General features: G+C 59.5%; 18 protein-coding genes. 14 read left to right on the plus strand and 4 right to left on the minus strand.

The genetic code is table 11. The annotated features are described in order from the left end of the window. Positions 1–145 precede the first annotated feature (145 nt). The gene (locus ACHZCJ_RS15730) at positions 146–1,903 is read right to left on the minus strand and encodes an AMP-dependent synthetase/ligase (protein ID WP_321327819.1); all 1,758 of its coding nucleotides are present in this window, start codon (positions 1,901–1,903) and stop codon (positions 146–148) included. Between the two features lie 245 nt (positions 1,904–2,148). On the opposite strand from ACHZCJ_RS15730, the gene ggt reads away from it, so the two are divergent. Further along, positions 2,149–3,885, plus strand: coding sequence for a gamma-glutamyltransferase (gene ggt / locus ACHZCJ_RS15735; RefSeq protein ID WP_394700149.1), 1,737 nt, complete (start codon positions 2,149–2,151; stop codon positions 3,883–3,885). Positions 3,886–3,899: 14 nt separating this feature from the next. Here the strand turns inward: ggt and ACHZCJ_RS15740 are convergent, their stop codons facing one another. Beyond that, positions 3,900–4,937, minus strand: a complete 1,038-nt coding sequence (locus ACHZCJ_RS15740) for a quinone-dependent dihydroorotate dehydrogenase (protein WP_321327492.1) — start codon at positions 4,935–4,937, stop codon at positions 3,900–3,902. 196 nt (positions 4,938–5,133) lie between these two features. Here ACHZCJ_RS15740 and ACHZCJ_RS15745 point away from each other — a divergent pair, with 196 nt between their 5' ends. Next, positions 5,134–6,297 carry an isovaleryl-CoA dehydrogenase gene (locus ACHZCJ_RS15745; RefSeq protein WP_321327493.1) on the plus strand — a complete coding sequence of 388 codons (1,164 nt, stop codon included), beginning with the start codon at positions 5,134–5,136 and terminating at the stop codon, positions 6,295–6,297. Continuing rightward, positions 6,294–6,956, plus strand: coding sequence for an RNA methyltransferase (locus ACHZCJ_RS15750; protein WP_321327495.1), 663 nt, complete (start codon positions 6,294–6,296; stop codon positions 6,954–6,956). Before ACHZCJ_RS15745 ends, ACHZCJ_RS15750 begins: the two co-directional genes overlap by 4 nt. 29 nt (positions 6,957–6,985) lie before the next feature. Here ACHZCJ_RS15750 and ACHZCJ_RS15755 read toward each other — a convergent pair whose 3' ends face one another. Continuing rightward, positions 6,986–8,395, minus strand: coding sequence for an alkaline phosphatase PhoX (locus ACHZCJ_RS15755; protein WP_321327497.1), 1,410 nt, complete (start codon positions 8,393–8,395; stop codon positions 6,986–6,988). Positions 8,396–8,475: 80 nt separating this feature from the next. On the opposite strand from ACHZCJ_RS15755, the gene ACHZCJ_RS15760 reads away from it, so the two are divergent. From ACHZCJ_RS15760 to ACHZCJ_RS15775, 4 genes are all read left to right on the plus strand, one after another. Beyond that, positions 8,476–9,162 (plus strand): glutathione S-transferase family protein, encoded by a 687-nt coding sequence (locus ACHZCJ_RS15760; protein WP_321327500.1) that lies wholly within the window; start codon positions 8,476–8,478, stop codon positions 9,160–9,162. A gap of 93 nt (positions 9,163–9,255) precedes the next feature. After that, the gene (locus ACHZCJ_RS15765; protein ID WP_321327502.1) at positions 9,256–10,743 is read left to right on the plus strand and encodes a SulP family inorganic anion transporter; all 1,488 of its coding nucleotides are present in this window, start codon (positions 9,256–9,258) and stop codon (positions 10,741–10,743) included. A 395-nt stretch (positions 10,744–11,138) separates the two neighbouring features. Beyond that, positions 11,139–11,771: a glutathione S-transferase family protein gene (locus ACHZCJ_RS15770; protein ID WP_321327504.1), complete on the plus strand. Its 633-nt coding sequence runs from the start codon at positions 11,139–11,141 to the stop codon at positions 11,769–11,771. A gap of 3 nt (positions 11,772–11,774) precedes the next feature. Further along, on the plus strand, positions 11,775–12,641 hold the full coding sequence (locus tag ACHZCJ_RS15775) for a DMT family transporter (RefSeq protein WP_394700150.1): 867 nt from the start codon (positions 11,775–11,777) through the stop codon (positions 12,639–12,641). Here ACHZCJ_RS15775 and ACHZCJ_RS15780 read toward each other — a convergent pair. After that, a complete protein-coding gene (locus tag ACHZCJ_RS15780; RefSeq protein ID WP_321327508.1) occupies positions 12,638–13,153 on the minus strand; it encodes a sterol desaturase family protein in 516 nt (171 codons plus the stop codon). The two genes, ACHZCJ_RS15775 and ACHZCJ_RS15780, sit on opposite strands and share 4 nt — an antisense overlap. A 102-nt stretch (positions 13,154–13,255) precedes the next feature. Here ACHZCJ_RS15780 and leuC point away from each other — a divergent pair, with 102 nt between their 5' ends. The 7 genes from leuC to grxD all read left to right on the plus strand — a co-directional run bounded on the left by leuC (position 13,256) and on the right by grxD (position 17,577). Continuing rightward, positions 13,256–14,686: a 3-isopropylmalate dehydratase large subunit gene (leuC, locus tag ACHZCJ_RS15785; RefSeq protein ID WP_321327509.1), complete on the plus strand. Its 1,431-nt coding sequence runs from the start codon at positions 13,256–13,258 to the stop codon at positions 14,684–14,686. 9 nt (positions 14,687–14,695) lie between these two features. Then, positions 14,696–14,968 (plus strand): hypothetical protein, encoded by a 273-nt coding sequence (locus ACHZCJ_RS15790; protein WP_159644647.1) that lies wholly within the window; start codon positions 14,696–14,698, stop codon positions 14,966–14,968. Positions 14,969–14,970: 2 nt separating this feature from the next. After that, positions 14,971–15,564: a 3-isopropylmalate dehydratase small subunit gene (gene leuD, locus ACHZCJ_RS15795; protein ID WP_159644644.1), complete on the plus strand. Its 594-nt coding sequence runs from the start codon at positions 14,971–14,973 to the stop codon at positions 15,562–15,564. Between the two features lie 32 nt (positions 15,565–15,596). Next, positions 15,597–16,598 (plus strand): NADPH:quinone oxidoreductase family protein, encoded by a 1,002-nt coding sequence (locus tag ACHZCJ_RS15800; protein ID WP_321327513.1) that lies wholly within the window; start codon positions 15,597–15,599, stop codon positions 16,596–16,598. 70 nt (positions 16,599–16,668) lie between these two features. Then, positions 16,669–16,995 (plus strand): DUF1476 domain-containing protein, encoded by a 327-nt coding sequence (locus tag ACHZCJ_RS15805; RefSeq protein WP_159644639.1) that lies wholly within the window; start codon positions 16,669–16,671, stop codon positions 16,993–16,995. A 5-nt stretch (positions 16,996–17,000) separates the two neighbouring features. Next, on the plus strand, positions 17,001–17,234 hold the full coding sequence (locus tag ACHZCJ_RS15810) for a BolA/IbaG family iron-sulfur metabolism protein (RefSeq protein ID WP_159644610.1): 234 nt from the start codon (positions 17,001–17,003) through the stop codon (positions 17,232–17,234). Between the two features lie 10 nt (positions 17,235–17,244). After that, positions 17,245–17,577 (plus strand): Grx4 family monothiol glutaredoxin, encoded by a 333-nt coding sequence (gene grxD, locus ACHZCJ_RS15815; RefSeq protein ID WP_159644597.1) that lies wholly within the window; start codon positions 17,245–17,247, stop codon positions 17,575–17,577. Positions 17,578–17,722: the final 145 nt, after the last annotated feature.

Here is a 17,722-nt window from a genome sequence, read left to right on the forward strand (position 1 = left end):
GAGAGCAGATAAAATAAGCGGCTGACATAGATATTATCATTTATATTGCGACTACGGTGTGGATTACAGAGATAGGTGCAGTAACCCCTATATATCAAAGGATAAATGCTTCTTTTCAGGCATCTTTCCTACTCCCCCCAACCCACTACTTCTTATACAACCCGTCCAGCCGCTCCTGATAGCGCTCCCGGATCACATGCCGCCGGATCTTCATGCTCGGGGTCAGTTCTTCATTCTCGATCGCGAACGGTTCGTCGGCGAACTCGAACCGCCGGACTTTTTCGATGACGGAGAGGTCCTTGTTCACCCGGTCGACCGCTTCCCGCACCGCCGACTTGAACGCCGGGTTGGCCTGCAGCTTGATGAAATCATAGGCCATGCCTTGCTCGCGCGACCATTCGAGCGCCCATTCGGGGTCGGGGACGATCAAGCCGACCATATAGGGTTTCTTGTCGCCGCTGATCATCGCCTGCAGGATTTCCGGCTGGATGGTAAGCATGCCCTCGACCTTTTGCGGGGCGATATTGTCGCCCTTGTCGTTGACGATCAGGTCCTTCTTGCGGTCGGTGATCGCGACCCGTCCGGCTTCGTCGATATGGCCGATGTCGCCGGTGTGCAGCCAGCCGTCCTTGAGCACCTTGTCGGTCTCTTCCTGGTTGCGCCAATAGCCGTGCATGACCAGCTCGCCGCGGACCAGGATTTCGCCGTCCTCGGCGATCTTCACCTCGGTGTCGATCATCGGCGGGCCGACCGTGTCCATCTTCAGGCCGGTTCGCGGGCGGTTGCAGGCGATGATCGGGCCGGATTCGGTCTGGCCATAGCCCTGCAACATGGTCAGGCCGAGCGACTGGAAGAAGACGCCGATTTCCGGGTTGAGCGGGGCGCCGCCGGAGACCATGGCCTTGATCCGTCCGCCGAAGCGTTGCTGCACCTTGGGGCGCAGCGTCTTGTCGAGAAAAGCATCCATCAGCTTGTCGCGCTTGCGACCCTTGCCTTCAGCCTCGCGATGGCCGATGGCGAGCGCCTTGCCGAGCAGATAATTGGGCATCTTGCCCTGTTTCTCGACCGTCTTGATCAGCCGCGCGCGCAACACCTCGAACAGCCGCGGGACGACCACCATGATAGTCGGGCGGACTTCCTCGATATTGGAGGCGAGCTTTTCGAGCCCCTCGGAATAGAAAATCTGGGCGCCGAGGCCGATCGGGAAAAACTGGCCGGCGCTATGTTCATAAGCGTGGCTGAGCGGCAGGAAGGACAGGAAGACCTCGTCGTCCCAGCCGAAATCGCTTTCGATCACCTCTGCGGGTCCCTTGGTATTGTGCAATATCGCGCCATGATGCTGCATCACGCCGCGCGGTTTGCCGCCGGTGCCGCTGGTGTAGATGATGCAGGCGGTCTCGTCGCGGGTGATGCTGGCGACCTGCTCGGTCACTTCGGCGACATCCGCGTCGCTGCCCTGGACCAGCTTGTCCCAGCTGTAGAGGTCGAAATCGCCGGACTGGCCGATGCGCAGGTCGGTGATGCCGATGATGATATTGGCGTCGGCAGAGCTGATCACCGACGGCAGCAGGTTTTTCGCCAGCTTGATGTCGGAGACGATCACCGCATGAGCGCCGCTGTTATCGAGAATATGCTGGTGATCGGCCGGGGTGTTGGTGGTGTAGGTCGGCACGGTGATGCAGCCGGCCGCCATGATGCCGAGATCGGCGATACACCATTCCGGTCGGTTCTCGGAGACCAGCATCACCCGGTCGCCCTTTTTCAGTCCGATCCGCTTCAGCGATTTCGCCAGCGCCGCAACCTGCCGTGCCGCTTCGTTCCAGCTGGTCGCCTGCCACGCGCCGTCTTTCTTGGCGTGCAGAAACGGCTTGTCACCGCCCTGACTGGCGCGGTCGAAGAACATCGATACCAGATTCTGATATTGGTCGATTTCCAGATAACGGTTTTTCGGCTTTTTCTGGCCCACGCAACAATTCCTCTCTCACGCTCCGGCTTGGTTCCGGGCTTGGATCATAGAACAAGGACTAGCGCGGTTGAAACCGCTGGGCAATTCTTTAGGTGAAATCTGTTGCCGAGATGCCGGCCGGTGCCAGCGCCGTCACTGTCAATGGACAGGGCCGTTGCACCTGGTCTATAGCTTCAGCCTATATGAAAATGTCCCGTCTTATCGCTGCTGCGGCAGCGCTTCTCACCGCTTCCTGTGCCCAGACCGGGCAAATTGAACCCGCCATTAATCCGGCGTCAGCCGCTTCCGCAACGCAGCAGGCCGAGCCATTCGTTATTGCTGCCAATCCGCTGGCGGCCAAAGCGGGGCAGGATGTTCTGAAACGTGGTGGCAGCGCCATAGATGCGGCGATCGCCGTGCAGGCGATGCTGTCGCTGGTCGAACCACAAAGCTCCGGGCTCGGTGGCGGCGCGTTCCTGACCTATCTGGACGGCGCGACGGGCAAGCTGACCATTTATGACGGCCGGGAAACCGCACCGGCACAGGCCAGCCCTACCATGTTCCTGGGGCCGGACGGCAAGCCGCTAGGCTATCGCGACGCCGTCACCAGCGGTCGCGCGACCGGCGTGCCCGGGGCCGTGGCGATGCTGGCGATGGTGCATGAGGATCATGGCGCGCTCGACTGGAGCAGCCTGTTTTCGGCGGCCGAGCGGACAGCGGAGGAGGGCTTCATCATCAGCCCGCGGCTGGGACGCTTTCTGGGAATGCCTTTTCCGCAACTGGGCACGCCCGACGCGACCGCCTATTTTGCCAAAGCCAATGGCGAGCGCAAGACCACCGGCGACCGGCTGAAAAATCCTCAATATGCAGACTTCGTCAGGCGCCTGGCAGCCAACGGGCCCGAAGCGCTGTATCGCGGGTCCACGGCGGCAAAGATTGTTGCCAAGACTCGCGCCGCGCCGCTCGAAGGCCGGATGACGATGGCCGATCTGGCTGGCTACAAGCCGGTCAGGCGCGAAGCGCTATGCAACCCCTATCGCGTCTATCTGGTCTGCGTTCCGCCACCGCCGTCGAGCGGAGTGGCGCTGTTGCAACTGCTGGCGATGCTGGAAAAAACCGATATCGCCACGCGCGGACCGGAAGACGCGCAGGCCTGGTTCCTGTTCGCCGAGGCGAGCCGGCTGATGTATGCCGACCGCGATCAATATGTCGGTGATCCGGCTTTTGCATCGGTCCCGGTCAAGGGCCTGCTGGAACCGGCCTATGTCGCCTCGCGCGCGGCGCTGATCGGCGAAAGTGCAGCGACTTCTCCCCCCCAGGCCGGGACTCCACGCGGTGCGGTGCAGGCCGCCGCGGATAAGACGTTGGAACCTGCCGGGACATCCCATTTCATTGTTCGCGATGCCCAGGGCAATGTGGTTTCGATCACGACGACGGTGGAATCGATCTTTGGCAGCGGCCGGATGGTCGACGGTTTCTTCCTCAACAACCAGCTGACCGATTTCTCATTCAGCCCCGTTGACGAGAATGGGCGTCCTGCCGCCAACGCAGTGGCGCCGGGCAAGCGGCCGCGTTCGTCGATGACCCCGACCATAATACTCGACCGTGATGGCAAGTTTGCGGGTGCGATCGGATCGGCCGGCGGCAACAGCATTCTTGCCTATGTGGCGAAATCGCTGGTTGGCGCGATCGACTGGAACCTGTCGATGCAGGAGGCGCTGGCGCTGCCCAATCTGGTGGCGCGGGGTCCCAGATTTGGCGGGGAACTGGACAAGTTCGCGCCGGGCGTTGCCGACGGGCTGGCCGCGCGCGGGATTGATCTGAAGCCGGGGCAGGGCGAGGACAGCGGCGTGCACGCCGTGATCATCCGCGATGGCAGGGTCGATGGCGGCTACGACCCGCGCCGGGAAGGTGTGGTGCTGGTGGGGACCGGCGAATAGCGTAACAGCCGGCTTTATGCCGTGCCGACTGCTTCGCTGATATTGGCAAAGCCGTCCTTTTTGAGCAATTTCGCCAGCTGGCAGTTCATCGCCGCGGCGATGGCCGGGCCTTCGTAGATCATCGCGGTGTAAAGCTGGACCAGCGAGCCGCCGGCGCGGATGCGTTCATAAGCGTCTTCTGCGGTGGCGATGCCGCCAACCCCGATCAGCGGGATTTTCCCGCCGCTGGCCTTGCGAAAATCCTTGAGCCGTTGCAGCGCGAGGCCCTTGAGGGGCGCGCCCGACAGGCCGCCGGTCTCGGACCGGTTGCTGGATTTCAGATCGGGCCGGGTGATGGTGGTGTTGGAAATGATCAGCGCCGCGATCTTCTGTGCCGTCGCGACTTCGACAATATCGTCGATATCCGCCGGTTCGAGATCGGGGGCGACTTTCAGGAATACCGGCGTTTTTGATTTGCCCATCGCGTCCATCACGGCGGCGAGCAGGTCCGCCAAGGCGCCCTTGTCCTGTAACGCGCGCAGGCCCGGCGTGTTGGGGGAGCTGATATTGACCGTCAGATAATCCGCCAGCGGTGCCATATTCTTTGCGCCGATGACATAGTCGGCGATCCGGTCGGTGCTGTCCTTGTTTGCACCGATATTGATGCCGAGCACGCCTTTGCCCATCCGTCCGCGCATTTTTTCGAGGCGCGGCAGGGCTTCCTGCTGGCCGCGATTGTTGAAGCCGAGCCGGTTGATCACCGCCTTGTCCTCGACCAGCCGGAAGATACGCGGCTTGGGATTGCCGGCCTGCGGCAGCGGCGTCAGCGTGCCAACCTCGGCAAAGCCGAAGCCCATGCGGATCAGCGCGTCGGGTACTTCGCCATTTTTGTCAAAGCCGGGGGCCATGCCGATCGGGTTGACGAAGTCGAGCCCGGCGACACGGGTTGCCAGAACGGGATCGCATTTGGGCGCGGGGCCCATTGGGACCGTCTTGAGACCGGCAATGGTCAGGCCGTGGGCGCGTTCGGCTTCGAGCGCGAAGATGAAGGGCTTTGCAAGGTTATAGAGCATCGCCGTGCTATGGCATTGGATGGAATATTGAGCAACGCAAAACCCCTGTGTTCCCGCGAAGGCGGGAATCCATCTCCCGACCTGCGCTCTTGACGCAATAGCAGGAGATGGCCCCCTGCCTTCGCAGGGGCACACTAAGCTGGAAACCCGAATATTATCTGCTAAACCGCTCGCAGAAAAACATTGAGGACTTAACATGATTGCGACGCCACAATTTGATTTCCAGCTCGGCGAAATGGCGGACCAGATCCGCGATACCACGCGCCGCTTTGCCGAAGAGAAGATCATGCCTCTGGCCCAGAAAATGGACCGCGAGGACTGGTTCCCGCGCGAGCTGTGGGAGCAGATGGGCGATCTCGGCCTGCACGGGATTACGGTTGACGAGGCAGACGGCGGGCTCGGGCTCGGCTATCTCGAACATGCGATCGCGGTCGAGGAAGTCAGTCGCGGCAGCGCCGCTCTCGGCCTCAGCTATGGCGCGCACAGCAATCTGTGCGTCAACCAGATCCGCCGCTGGGCTTCGCCTGAACAGAAAGCCAAATATCTGCCCAAGCTGATCTCGGGCGAACATGTCGGATCATTGGCGATGTCGGAAGCCGGAGCGGGCAGCGATGTGGTGTCGATGAAGCTCAAGGCCGAAGCGGTGCAGGGCGGCTATGTCCTCAACGGCACCAAATTCTGGATCACCAACAGTACGGACGCCGACACATTGGTCGTCTATGCGAAAACCCGTCCGGAAGTCGGCTCGGGCGGGATCACCGCCTTCCTGATCGAGAAAGGTATGAAGGGTTTCTCCATCGGCCAGAAAATCGAGAAAGTCGGGATGAAGGGCAGCCCGACGGCGGAACTGGTGTTCGATGATTGCGAAGTGCCGGAGGAAAATGTCATGGGGCCGCTCAACGGTGGTGTTGGCGTGCTGATGTCCGGTCTAGATTACGAACGCGCGGTGCTGGCCGCGATCCCGCTCGGTCTGATGCAGGCCTGCATCGACACGGTCATCCCCTATGTCCGCGAACGCAAGCAGTTCGGCAAGCCGATTGGGAGTTTCCAGCTGATGCAGGGCAAGATTGCCGACATGTATGTCCGCCTCAACAGCGCGCGCAGCTATGTCTATAATGTCAACAAGGCCTGCGATGCCGGACAGACCACGCGCTTTGATGCCGCCGGGGCGGTGATGCTGGCGAGCGAGAACAGCGTGCGGGTTGCCGAAGAATCGGTGCAGGCGCTTGGCGGTGCGGGCTACACCACCGACTGGCCGGTCGAGCGCTACTGGCGGGACAGCAAGCTGCTCGACATCGGCGCGGGCACCAACGAAATCCGCCGGATGCTTATTGGGCGTGAATTGATCGGGGCTGGATGATGGACGGAATAGACGAAAATAATACAGGTGAGAACAAACGTTCAAAACCCTCGGTTCGGGCTCGTGCCGATGCGGTCAAACCTTTTGTCTGTAAAAATTTGATCGCGGTGATTGAGGATCCCACGAACATCAAAAACATTGGCACCGTCATCCGTAATGTGAATGCGCTTGGCGTCGAGAAGGTTTACATCGTCGATCCACGAAAGGCATTGCCTGATGATTGGCAGGATATGCGAGAAAAAAAGTCACTGTCGAAAACATCGGTTTCGGCGGTAAAATGGAGCTTTGTAAAGCGGTTTGATAGCACCGAAGATTGTCTAAACCATTTGGAGCGAAAGAACTTTCATTCCGTGGTCACCTCGCCTCATGTGAAAGGCATGACCAATGTATATTTGCATGAAGGCGAATATACTGAACATGCGAAACTCGCGGTGTGGTTTGGGAATGAAAAACGCGGGATCAGCGATCTGGCTGTCGAAAGAAGCGACATGTGCGTCGCAATTCCGATGTTCGGTATGATCGAAAGCCTTAATCTTGGTACCTCCTCAGGCATCGTTCTGTATGAAATCACGAAACAGAGACGTGAATATCAGAGCAAATATCGGAAAAGGGACAAGCGCGGTGAGCGTGCAAATCCCCTTCCGACAGTTTTAACCTGAAGAAGTGGTTTAAGAAGCTTAGAGCAATATCAGACCCGCAACGTCTCCCAGGGGCCGTTGATCGCATAAGTATATCCCGGCTCCTGCACATTGACGAACAGCGTTGTGCCGTCGGGCGAGAAGCAGGCGCCGCAGAATTCGCTCTGGTCCTTGTGCGCATTGCGGGCAATGTCGTAGATCTTGCCGTCGGGCGTCAGGCCGCGCAGATATTGATCGCCGCGACCATCTTCGCAGAGAATGATATCATTCCACGGCGCGACCACCAGATTGTCGCACATGTCGAGGGAATCGGCGTTGGCGGATTCGTAGAATAGCTGCAGATATCCGCCGGCCTCCGGCCCGCTGTCCGGGTTCTGGTCGGGCGTGTAGCGCCAGATCTGGCCGACGCGTTGGGCGCCGCCTTCGGTGCAGGTGAAATAGAAGTCGCCCGTCGTGCCATCGGTGCGCAGCGCATAGTCCAGCCCTTCTCCGCGCATGAAGCGGGCGGCGCCAGCGGCATGGCCACGCTGCGCCAGGTCGCCGTCCGGCGCCTCGACATCATCCAGATCGATCCACTCGACGACATAGTCCTGGCCGACGGCAAAGGGTTCTTCCGCATTGCCACCCCAGTCCTCGGGCCAGTTGGATGTGACGGCGGATTTCCGGTTGGTAAGCGCCAGCGCCTGCAGGCGCCCGCCTTCCTGCAACTCGCCGCGTACATTGGGAATGAAGCGGTAGAACAGCCCGTCGCGCGCGTCTTCGGTCATATAGACGATGCCGGTTTTGGGGTCCACCGAAGCGGCTTCATGTGCGAACCGGCCCATGGCCTTCAGCGGGATCGCGTCGATCAGGCCGGTGGCGCTGGACGGGGTCTCGAAGACAAAGCCGTGATATTTGCCCGGTCCCTCTTCCGGCTTGAGCATTTCTTCCTCACAGCTGAGCCAGCTGCCCCAGGGGGTGGGGCCGCCGGCGCAATTGGCCGCGGTGCCGGTCAGCACCAGAAAATCCCGCTCCATCCTTTTGTGTTTCAGATCATAGACGAGCTTGGTCACCCCGCCGAAAAAGGGTGAGCCGTCTTTCTTGCGGTCATAGAGCTGGCTGTCCGACACCCGGTCCAGCAGTTCATTGCCCTTTCCGAACGGGCTGCCGACGGGGATGCTGTTCCAATTCTCGTGATTGCGCATCAAAATGCATTTGTCGCTGTCGTCGGGATGGGCGAAACAGGCCATGCCGTCGGGGCGGCCGGGGCGGTAAAATCCGTCGGACATCATGCCGCCGGCCTCGCTGATCAATGTATAGGAAAAGCCTTCCGGCAGATCGAGCCGTTTGGCCGGATCGGGCAGGAGAGGGAACGCGCGATTGGCGCTGTGCGCGCGGGCGCAACCGGCCAGCGAGACGGAGGCATAGAATAAGCCTACGGCCTGGGCGGAGCGGATAAAATCTCTTCTGGATAAAGTCATCGTTCAATCTTCCCGTTGTCGGTGCTAGCATGGCTTGGTGCGAATGAAGCTGGCCCTTACAGACCAAAGAAAACAGATTTATGACCTACACGCTGATCACCGCCAACCGCAACTATTCCAGCTGGTCGCTGCGGCCATGGGTCCTGATGAAGGCGCTGGATATTCCGTTTGCGGACGAGATCATCTATTTCGAAGAAGATAATTATGACCGGTTTCGGGCCTTCGCGCCCAATGCGCAGGTGCCCTGCCTGAAAGACGATGGTCAAACCGTCTGGGATTCGCTGGCCATCATGGAATATCTGGCGGAGCGGCATCCCGGCTGCTGGCCGGAAGACAAAAAGGCGCGGACATGGGCGCGTTGTGCAACGGCAGAAATGCACGGCGGCTTTGCGCCGCTGCGCAATATCTGTCCGATGAATGTCGGCTTGCGGGCACGGTTGCACGCGGTCGAACCCGCACTGCAACGCAATCTCGACCGGATCGGGGAACTGTTCGCGCAGGGGCGGGAGGACTTTGGCGGGCCATGGCTGGCCGGTGACCGGTTCACGATCGTCGATGCCTTTTACGCCCCGGTGGCCTATCGCGTGCGCAGCTTCGATCTCGACATCGGCGAAAAGGGGCGGACGTGGGTTGACCATATCATCGCCCATCCGGCGATGCAGGACTGGGAGCGGCAGGCGCTGGCCGAGCCGGAGCGTGAAATTGCCCATGAAGAGGAGATCGCTGCGGTAGCTACGGTAACGGCGGATTTCCGGGCCAACAGCTAGCAGCCCAAACTTGACGGCTCGGGGCCAATAGTCCATTGGCCGGGCCGTTCTCGCTGCATTGCAGCATTACCACCCTCGGACAAAGGATATTCCATGGCGATTCACAGCGATTTTCGGCGCGACTGGCTGTCGAACCCCAAAACCGAATTTCTGGCCGGACTGGTTGTTGCGCTGGCTCTGATTCCCGAGGCTATCGGCTTTGCGATTATCGCGGGTGTCGATCCGCGCGTGGGCCTCTATGCGAGCTTCTCGATCGCCGTGATAATCTCGATGGTCGGCGGACGCCCGGGGATGATCAGCGCGGCGACCGCTGCAGTCGCGGTGCTCGTCGTGCCGCTGGTCCGCGATCATGGCGTCGAATATCTGTTCGCCGCGACGATCCTGATGGGGATATTCCAGGCGATTGCAGCGTTCCTGAGGCTCGACCTGCTGATGCGATTTGTCTCGCGCTCGGTGATTACCGGCTTTGTCAATGCGCTGGCGATCCTGATCTTCATGGCACAGATTCCACAGATGACCGGCGAGGCCTTCACCTGGCAGACCTATGCGATGATCGCCGTCGGGCTGGCGATCATCTACGGCCTGCCGAAGATTACCACTTTGGTGCCATCACCGCTCGCGGCGATCATTGTGCTGGCCGCGGTCAGCATGTATTTCCGGGCCGATGTGTTTACCGTCGGCGATATGGGCGAACTGCCCGACAGCCTGCCGTGGCTACATATCCCGCAAGTGCCGATCACTTGGGAAACGCTGCAGATCATCGCGCCCTATTCGCTGGCGATGGCGGCGGTTGGCCTGCTTGAATCGCTGCTGACGGCGTCGATCGTCGACGACATGACCGAAACCCGCAGCGACAAGCGACGCGAAACCTATGGCCAGGGCATCGCCAATTTCGTCACCGGCTGGATCGGAGGCATGGGCGGTTGCGCGATGATCGGACAGTCGGTAATCAATATCAAGTCGGGCGGCCGGCGGCGGCTGTCGACCTTTGTCGCCGGTGTCATGCTGCTGATTCTTATCGTCGGGCTGGGCCAGTGGGTTGGCCAAATCCCGATGCCGGCGCTGGTTGCGGTGATGATCTTTGTCTCGATCAGCACCTTCCGCTGGAAAAGCTTTACCGAGATTACCCACCATCCCTGGCCTTCCAACGTCGTGATGATCGCAACGGTCGTCATGGTCGTGGCAACCCATGATCTGTCGATCGGCGTCCTGACCGGCGTGCTGCTGTCCGGCATTTTCTTCGCCTGGAAAGTCCGCCAACTGGTCACGATCCAGGATTTCGTCGAGGTTACGACTCATCGTTATGTCTTCGGCGGCCAGATTTTCTTCGGCTCGGTCGACATGCTGTACGAAGCGATGGAGTTTAACGAGGAAGGCATCGACAAGGTCATCATCGATGTTCACGACGCCCATTTCTGGGATATCAGCGCCACCGGCATGCTCGACAAGATTGTCGACCGGCTGAAAAACGAGGGCAAGACCGTCGAACTGATCGGCATGAACCAGGCGAGCGCCACTCTGGTCGAGAAATACAGCGAGAATGACAAGCCGTTCGAGAGTCTGGGTGTGGTCGGGCATTAGGTCTGTTGTGCCCCTGCGGAGGCAGGGGCCCATCTAGAGAAGGTGCGGCAAGCCCAGTGCCGGGTGTGCTACCAGACCTGAGTTTAGCGCGTAAACGTTTCCTGCCCTTTCACCGCAACAGCAGAGATGGGCCCCTGCCTGCGCAGGGGCACGGTTCTCTGCGAACATTGATGGGCTCCGGCGTAGGCCGGCGCTCAGACGATCGCGCAGGAACATTCTGGACACTGCCCTTCGGCAGGGAACAGGGACGGCCGGCTATGCGGTCTGTGCTCCGTACCTGATGCGGAGCACAAAACTTCATTTATGCTGAGCCCGTCGAAGCACGATGAGCACTAGCAAATTGTCCTTCGACAAGCCCTGGACGAACGGTATAGGTGCCGGCAAAGGAGAACTCCATGATCAAGCTGCACCATCTCGAAACCTCGCGCTCGTCGCGTATCATCTGGCTCTGCGAAGAGGGCGGGATCGAATATGAGATGGTCCGCTATGCCCGCGATCCCAAAACCCGGCGCTCGCCGGCAGCACTCGCTGATGTGCACCGCCTCGCCAAGGCGCCGACGGTGGAAGTCGATGGCCATGTGATGGTCGAATCCGGCGCGATCCTCGAATATCTGGTCGAGCGGCACAGCGATGGCGCGCTCGGCGTAGCAGTCGACCATCCCGAACGGGCGAAATATCTCGAATGGCTGCATTTTGCCGAGGGCACGATGGGCATGAGTTTCATCATCACCGGGATTGCGCCGATGCTCGGCGGCCTGCCTGATGTGATGGGCGGATTTCTGAACGCCGAAGTGAAAAATCTGCTCGATCATGTCGAGGTCGAGCTGGAGGGCAAGGATTTTCTCGTCGCCGACAAGTTCACCGGCGCGGATATCAATCTGCATTACATGCTCGAAGGCCGGGCCGCGATGGGACAGCTCGACAGCCGTCCCAATTGCAAACGCTATTTCGAAGCGCTGGTCGCGCGGCCCGGTTATCGGAAGACGGTGGAACTGGGCGGTCCGGTACTGATGACCCGGCCCAGCTGAGTCGTGAAAAAATTGGACGGGTCCCTGGCGACCTTCATCCTGTTGCTGGGCATATTGCTGGCATTCGCCGGCAATTCGCTGCTGGTCCGCATCGCGCTGGCTGGCGGGCAGATCGACTGGGCCGGCTACACCATTGTCCGGCTGGTTGCCGGCGCGCTGATGTTGTGCGTGCTGTTCACGGCGCAGAAGCGCAAACCGGTCCTGCCGGGCCGGCGCGATGCGGCAGGGGCTTTGGCGCTGTTCGTCTATGCGGTGGCTTTCTCCTGGGCCTATGTCAGGCTTGATGCGGGAATCGGTGCACTGATCCTGTTTCCGGCGGGACAGATTACCATGCAGATCATCGGCTTGTTCCGCGGTATTGTGCCGACCAGGGGGCAATTGGCCGGGGTGTTGATCGCACTCGCCGGACTTATCTATCTTATGGCACCGGGTGTGACCGCGCCGCCGCTGGCGAGCGCTATCCTGATGGCCTGCGCCGGGATCGCCTGGGGCTTTTATACATGGTCCGGCAAGCTCGGCACCGATCCGACGCTGGCCACGGCCCGCTATTTCGTGGGGGCCAGTCTGCTGGCTCTTTTGCTGCTGCCGCAGGTGGATATGTCCATGCTCAGTTGGCGCGGCATCGGCATCGCTGCAATCTCGGGTGCCATCACGTCTGCGCTCGGCTATGTGCTCTGGTACAAGATACTGACCCGGATATCGATCACCTCCGCAGCCGTTTCGCAACTTTCTGTCCCGGCAATTGCCGCCATCGGAGGCGTGATACTGCTGGACGAAATCATGACCAGCCGGTTGCTGGTCGGTGGCATGATCATCTTCGTCGGTATCGGTCTGACCATCTGGGCGTCGATCAGGGGCGGCCGGACCTAGCCCACCGCATCGCGCACCACAGCGACCCCGGCCTCGCGTTGCGCCCGCAATTCCGCTTTCAGCTTCGCGGGATCGCGCGCAAAAACGAAGCCGAAGCTGACTCCGCCTTCCCTGCCGATGGTGGCGTGGTGGAGCTTGTGCGCCTGCACCAGCCTTTTGGCATAGCCGCGCTTCGGCACATATTTAAAATATCTCTGATGCACCAGGCCATCGTGGACCAGCGTGTAGATGATGCCGTAGAACAGGATGCCGAGGCCGATCCATGTGCCCGGCTCCCACGCGCTCGCACCCATGATCAGCGGGCTGCCGACGGCGAACATCGAAATGCTCATCACCGCGCCGGCGATGCCATAGAGATCGTTTTTCTCCAGTGCCTTGTCATGCGGCTCGTGATGGTCGCGGTGCCAGCCCCAGCCGAAGCCGTGCATGATATATTTGTGACTCGCCCAGGCGACACATTCCATCGCGATGACGGACGCAATGATAGTGGCGAGGATCGCAAAACTGCTCATTGTGCGACGATAGGCTTATTTGATTGGCAATTGAAGCCACTTCTGACTTGCACGGGCAATTGATCTGACTAAACGAAACACCATATTGGAAGTCAGGAGCTTATGACCATAGCAAAAACTCTTTACGAGAAAATCTGGGATGCCCATGTTGTCGACCAGCGGGATGACGGCACGGCGCTGATCTATATCGACCGTCATCTGGTGCACGAGGTGACCAGCCCGCAGGCTTTTGAAAGCCTGCGCAAGGCGGGCCGCAAGGTGCGACGGCCGGATCTGACCCTGGCGGTGCCCGATCACAATTTGCCGACCACGGCGCGGCTCGATGCGCAAGGCAACAAGATCCCGATCGCCGATCCGCAGAGCGCGGCCCAGCTGGAAGCGCTGGAAGCCAATGCGCCAGCTTTCGGCATCAAATATATCGGTGCCAGCGACATCAACCAGGGTATTGTCCACGTGATCGGTCCGGAGCAGGGCTTTACCCTGCCGGGCACGACCATGGTCTGCGGCGACAGCCATACCGCTGCGCATGGCGCATTGGGCGCGCTGGCCTTCGGCATCGGAACCAGCGAGGTCGAGCATGTGCTGGCGACGCAGACGCTCCAGTTGACCCGCTCGAAATCAATGGAGATACGGGTCGAGGGGCTACTCGGTCCCGGTATCAGCCCGAAGGACTTGATCTTGCATATCATTGGCGTGATCGGCACGGCGGGCGGCACCGGCCATGTGATCGAATATCGCGGCGAAGTGTTCGAGCAGATGTCGATCGAGGGCCGTCTGACCGTCTCCAACATGTCGATTGAGGGCGGCGCGCGCGCTGGCCTGATTGCACCGGATGAAAAGACGTTCGCCTATCTGAAGGGCCGTCCGATGGCGCCGAAGGGGGCCGACTGGGATGCGGCCGTGGCTTATTGGAAGACGCTGCCGACCGACGAAGGCGCGAAATTCGACAGAAGCGTCACCATCAATGCAGCCGATGTATCGCCGACCGTTACCTGGGGTACCAGTCCGGAAGATGTCGTGCCGGTCAACGGCGTGGTGCCGGCGCCGGAGAGCTTTGCCGACGCGTCCAAACAGGATGCGGCGCGCAAGTCACTGGACTATATGGGACTGGAAGCCGGCCAGGCCTTGCGCGATGTAGCGGTGGAGAATATTTTTATCGGCAGCTGCACCAACAGCCGGATCGAGGATTTGCGGGCTGCAGCCTCGATACTGGAAGGCCGCAAGAAAGCGGATAATGTCAAATGGGCGATCGTCGTGCCTGGTTCCGGTCTGGTCAAGGCACAGGCCGAAGCCGAAGGGCTCGACCGCGTGTTTACCGATGCCGGGTTTGAATGGCGCGAGCCGGGCTGTTCGGCCTGTCTCGGCATGAATCCGGACAAGGTGCCAGCGGGCGAACGCTGTGCATCCACCTCCAATCGCAATTTTGTTGGCCGGCAGGGGCCGGGTGCTAGAACGCATCTGATGTCACCAGCCATGGCTGCGGCTGCGGCGGTAACCGGCAAGCTCACCGATGTGCGCGAACTGACGAAATGAGAGGTTGATATGAGCGACGATAATGGAAAAGACGAGCCATCCGTGCAGGAGGGCGATTCCGCCGGCAAGGATGCCGGCAAATGGTCGACCGGAGTCAAGGTCGGCGCGGCGATCGGATCGGCTGCGATAGCCGCTGCGCTCATCTATGCCGGTCGGCACCAGATGAGAAAACATGATGATTTCAAGGCGGCCAAAGGCAAGCCGCTGCCAAAATATGAAAATGAACCGGATTATGATGAAGACGGTGACAGCGAAGCCGCCAACAAAAGCGAAGAAACATAAAGATGAAACCTGTCAAACGCGTTGAAGGCCGCGCCATTCCCTTCGGTCAGAAAAATGTCGACACTGATGTCATTATCTCGGCCAAATGGCTGAAGACGATCTCCCGGGAAGGACTCGGCGAGGGCGCGTTCGAGACGATCCGGGCGAAGGAAGGCAATGTCTTCGACGATCCGGAATATGCCGGCGCCTCGATCCTGATTGCCGGCGACAATTTCGGTTGCGGTTCGAGCCGCGAACATGCGGCCTGGGCGCTGGACGACATGGGTATCAAGGCCGTGATCGCACCGAGTTTTTCCGATATTTTCTCCGGCAATGCCTTCAAGAACGGCTTGCTGGCCATTGCCCTGCCGCAGCAAGCGATTGACCGGCTGATGGAAGTCGCAAAAACCGATCCCGTGACTATCGACATGGAGAGCATGAGCGTCACAACGCCCTATCAGGATCGCTTCCCGTTCGAGATGGATCCTTTTCGTCATCAGTGCCTGGTAGAGGGACTCGACGAAATTGACCTGACAATGGCGAAATCCGATGCCATAGAACGGCACGAGAAAAAGAACGATTCTACGCAGCCCTGGCTCAAACCGGTGGCCGCCTAGGATCTGAAAATGCTTCCAGGGAAGGGAATGATATGAAGGCTTTGATGTCAACCAAGGTGGGCGGACCCGATACGCTTGAAATGCTCGATGTGGACGATCCGGTCGTAGGCAAGGGGCAGGTCCTGATCGATGTCAAAGCCTGTTCAATCAACTATCCCGATGTATTGATCATTCAGGACATGTACCAGTTCAAGCCATCGCGGCCATTCGCGCCGGGTGGAGAAGTTTCCGGTATCATTGCGGCGGTCGGCGAGGGTGTTACCGATCTGAAGGTTGGTGACCGGGTTGCGTCGACCACTGGCCATGGCGGTTTGGTAGAAAAAGTTACGGTCGATCAGAACGCTGTATTCAAAATTCCTGACAGTGTCAGCTTTGAAGAGGCTTCGGCGTTGATCCTGACCTATGGCACGTCGATCCACGCGCTGGTTGATCGCGGTCATATTAAAGAGGGTGATACCCTGCTCGTGCTGGGCGCATCCGGCGGCGTTGGCATTGCCGCCGTCGAACTGGGCAAGGCCTTTGGTGCGCGCGTTGTCGCCGCGGTGTCTTCCGAAGAAAAAGCCGCCTTTGCCAAAGAAGCGGGCGCTGACGAAACCGTGATTTACGAACGGGCACCGTTCGACAAGGACCAGTCCAAGGCTCTGGCCGCACAGTTCAAGGCCGCTGTCGGTCCGAATGGCGCGGATGTCATTTATGATGCGGTCGGCGGCGATTATAGCGAGCCGGCTGTACGCTCGATTGCCTGGGAAGGCCGTTTTCTGGTGGTCGGTTTCCCGGCCGGGATCGCGAAGCTGCCGCTCAATCTGACCCTGCTCAAGTCCTGTGACGTTTGCGGCGTTTTCTGGGGTGCTTATGCAGCGCGCGATCCAGAAGGCAATCGCGCGCATATCGACCGGCTGTTCAAACTCTGGGAACAGGGCAAGATCCAGCCGCGCGTGTCCGAAGTCTTCGCTTTTGAAAATGCCGGTCAGGCCATCCAGAAAATGGCGGATCGTGGCGCTATCGGCAAATTGGTGGTAAAAGTCGCCGATTGATTGTCTCTCGGCACTTGCGGCAGGCTTCGCTGATGCCTATTTTCATACCAACTCAGTTCAAGGGAAGCTCATGACAGATTTTAAGGATCGCGAACACGCATTTGAAGCGAAGTTTGCGCGCGACGAGGAAATGCAGTTCCGGATTACCGCGCGGCGTAACCGTTTGGTAGGACAATGGGCAGCAGAGAAAATGGGCCTGACCGCTGAGGAAACCGACGCCTATGCGAAAGAAGTTGTGGCGGCCGATTTCGAGGAAGCGGGTGATGAAGATGTCATTCGCAAGCTTCTCGGTGATCTGACCTCCGCTGGCGTTGATATCGACGATGCGGCCATTCGCACCGCTCTGTCCGACAAGATGGTGGAAGCCCGCCGCCAGTTTATCGAAGAGGCCAGCTAAGCCCGATGCCGATGGCCAGCGCAGATATCGAGGCGATGATTTTGGAAGCCTTCCCGGATGCTTCGGTAGAAATTACCGATCTTGCCGGCGATGGCGATCATTATGCTGCGAAAGTCACTTCTGCTGCCTTCTCCGGAATGAACCGGGTGAAGCAGCATCAGGCGGTTTATGCTGCGCTGAAGGGAAAAATGGGCGGTGAACTGCACGCGTTGCAACTCACCACCTCCGTTCCCGAATAGGAGAAATTATATGAGCGATGTAAACGCGAAAATCGAATCCGTGGTTAAGAACAATGACGTCGTGCTTTTCATGAAGGGTACGCCGCTGTTCCCGCAATGCGGCTTTTCAAGCCGTGCGATTGCGATCCTCGAACATCTCGGTGTCGCATTTGAATCATTTGACGTTCTGCAGGACATGGAAGTCCGCCAGGGCATCAAGGAATATTCCGACTGGCCAACGATCCCACAGCTTTATGTCAAAGGGGAATTTGTCGGCGGTAGCGATATCATGATGGAAATGTACGAGGCCGGAGAACTGGGCGAACTGATGGCGGAGAAAAAGGTCGCCCCCGCGGAAGCCTGACCAATATCCCGGCAGGGATTATGACAGAATGAAAAACGGCTCGGTCTAGGAGGACCGAGCCGTTTTTATTTGGGGTATGTGTCGTCTAAATTCGTAATGAGAGGGGACAACGAAGACCAGTAGGTTGTCCCCCTCATTAGTACCT

Origin of the sequence: uncultured Parasphingorhabdus sp., from assembly GCF_963677535.2 — a bacterium.
Classification (GTDB): Bacteria; Pseudomonadota; Alphaproteobacteria; order Sphingomonadales; family Sphingomonadaceae; genus Parasphingorhabdus.

Excerpts from the sequence above, each read along its gene's own strand:
- ACHZCJ_RS15730 (WP_321327819.1), bottom strand. The coding sequence starts at position 1,903 with ATGTTCTTCGACCGCGCCAGTCAGGGCGGTGACAAGCCGTTTCTGCAC.
- ggt (WP_394700149.1), top strand. The coding sequence starts at position 2,149 with ATGAAAATGTCCCGTCTTATCGCTGCTGCGGCAGCGCTTCTCACCGCT.
- ACHZCJ_RS15740 (WP_321327492.1), bottom strand. The coding sequence starts at position 4,937 with ATGCTCTATAACCTTGCAAAGCCCTTCATCTTCGCGCTCGAAGCCGAA.
- ACHZCJ_RS15745 (WP_321327493.1), top strand. The coding sequence starts at position 5,134 with ATGATTGCGACGCCACAATTTGATTTCCAGCTCGGCGAAATGGCGGAC.
- ACHZCJ_RS15750 (WP_321327495.1), top strand. The coding sequence starts at position 6,294 with ATGATGGACGGAATAGACGAAAATAATACAGGTGAGAACAAACGTTCA.
- ACHZCJ_RS15755 (WP_321327497.1), bottom strand. The coding sequence starts at position 8,395 with ATGACTTTATCCAGAAGAGATTTTATCCGCTCCGCCCAGGCCGTAGGC.
- ACHZCJ_RS15760 (WP_321327500.1), top strand. The coding sequence starts at position 8,476 with ATGACCTACACGCTGATCACCGCCAACCGCAACTATTCCAGCTGGTCG.
- ACHZCJ_RS15765 (WP_321327502.1), top strand. The coding sequence starts at position 9,256 with ATGGCGATTCACAGCGATTTTCGGCGCGACTGGCTGTCGAACCCCAAA.
- ACHZCJ_RS15770 (WP_321327504.1), top strand. The coding sequence starts at position 11,139 with ATGATCAAGCTGCACCATCTCGAAACCTCGCGCTCGTCGCGTATCATC.
- ACHZCJ_RS15780 (WP_321327508.1), bottom strand. The coding sequence starts at position 13,153 with ATGAGCAGTTTTGCGATCCTCGCCACTATCATTGCGTCCGTCATCGCG.
- leuC (WP_321327509.1), top strand. The coding sequence starts at position 13,256 with ATGACCATAGCAAAAACTCTTTACGAGAAAATCTGGGATGCCCATGTT.
- ACHZCJ_RS15790 (WP_159644647.1), top strand. The coding sequence starts at position 14,696 with ATGAGCGACGATAATGGAAAAGACGAGCCATCCGTGCAGGAGGGCGAT.
- leuD (WP_159644644.1), top strand. The coding sequence starts at position 14,971 with ATGAAACCTGTCAAACGCGTTGAAGGCCGCGCCATTCCCTTCGGTCAG.
- ACHZCJ_RS15800 (WP_321327513.1), top strand. The coding sequence starts at position 15,597 with ATGAAGGCTTTGATGTCAACCAAGGTGGGCGGACCCGATACGCTTGAA.
- ACHZCJ_RS15805 (WP_159644639.1), top strand. The coding sequence starts at position 16,669 with ATGACAGATTTTAAGGATCGCGAACACGCATTTGAAGCGAAGTTTGCG.
- ACHZCJ_RS15810 (WP_159644610.1), top strand. The coding sequence starts at position 17,001 with ATGCCGATGGCCAGCGCAGATATCGAGGCGATGATTTTGGAAGCCTTC.
- grxD (WP_159644597.1), top strand. The coding sequence starts at position 17,245 with ATGAGCGATGTAAACGCGAAAATCGAATCCGTGGTTAAGAACAATGAC.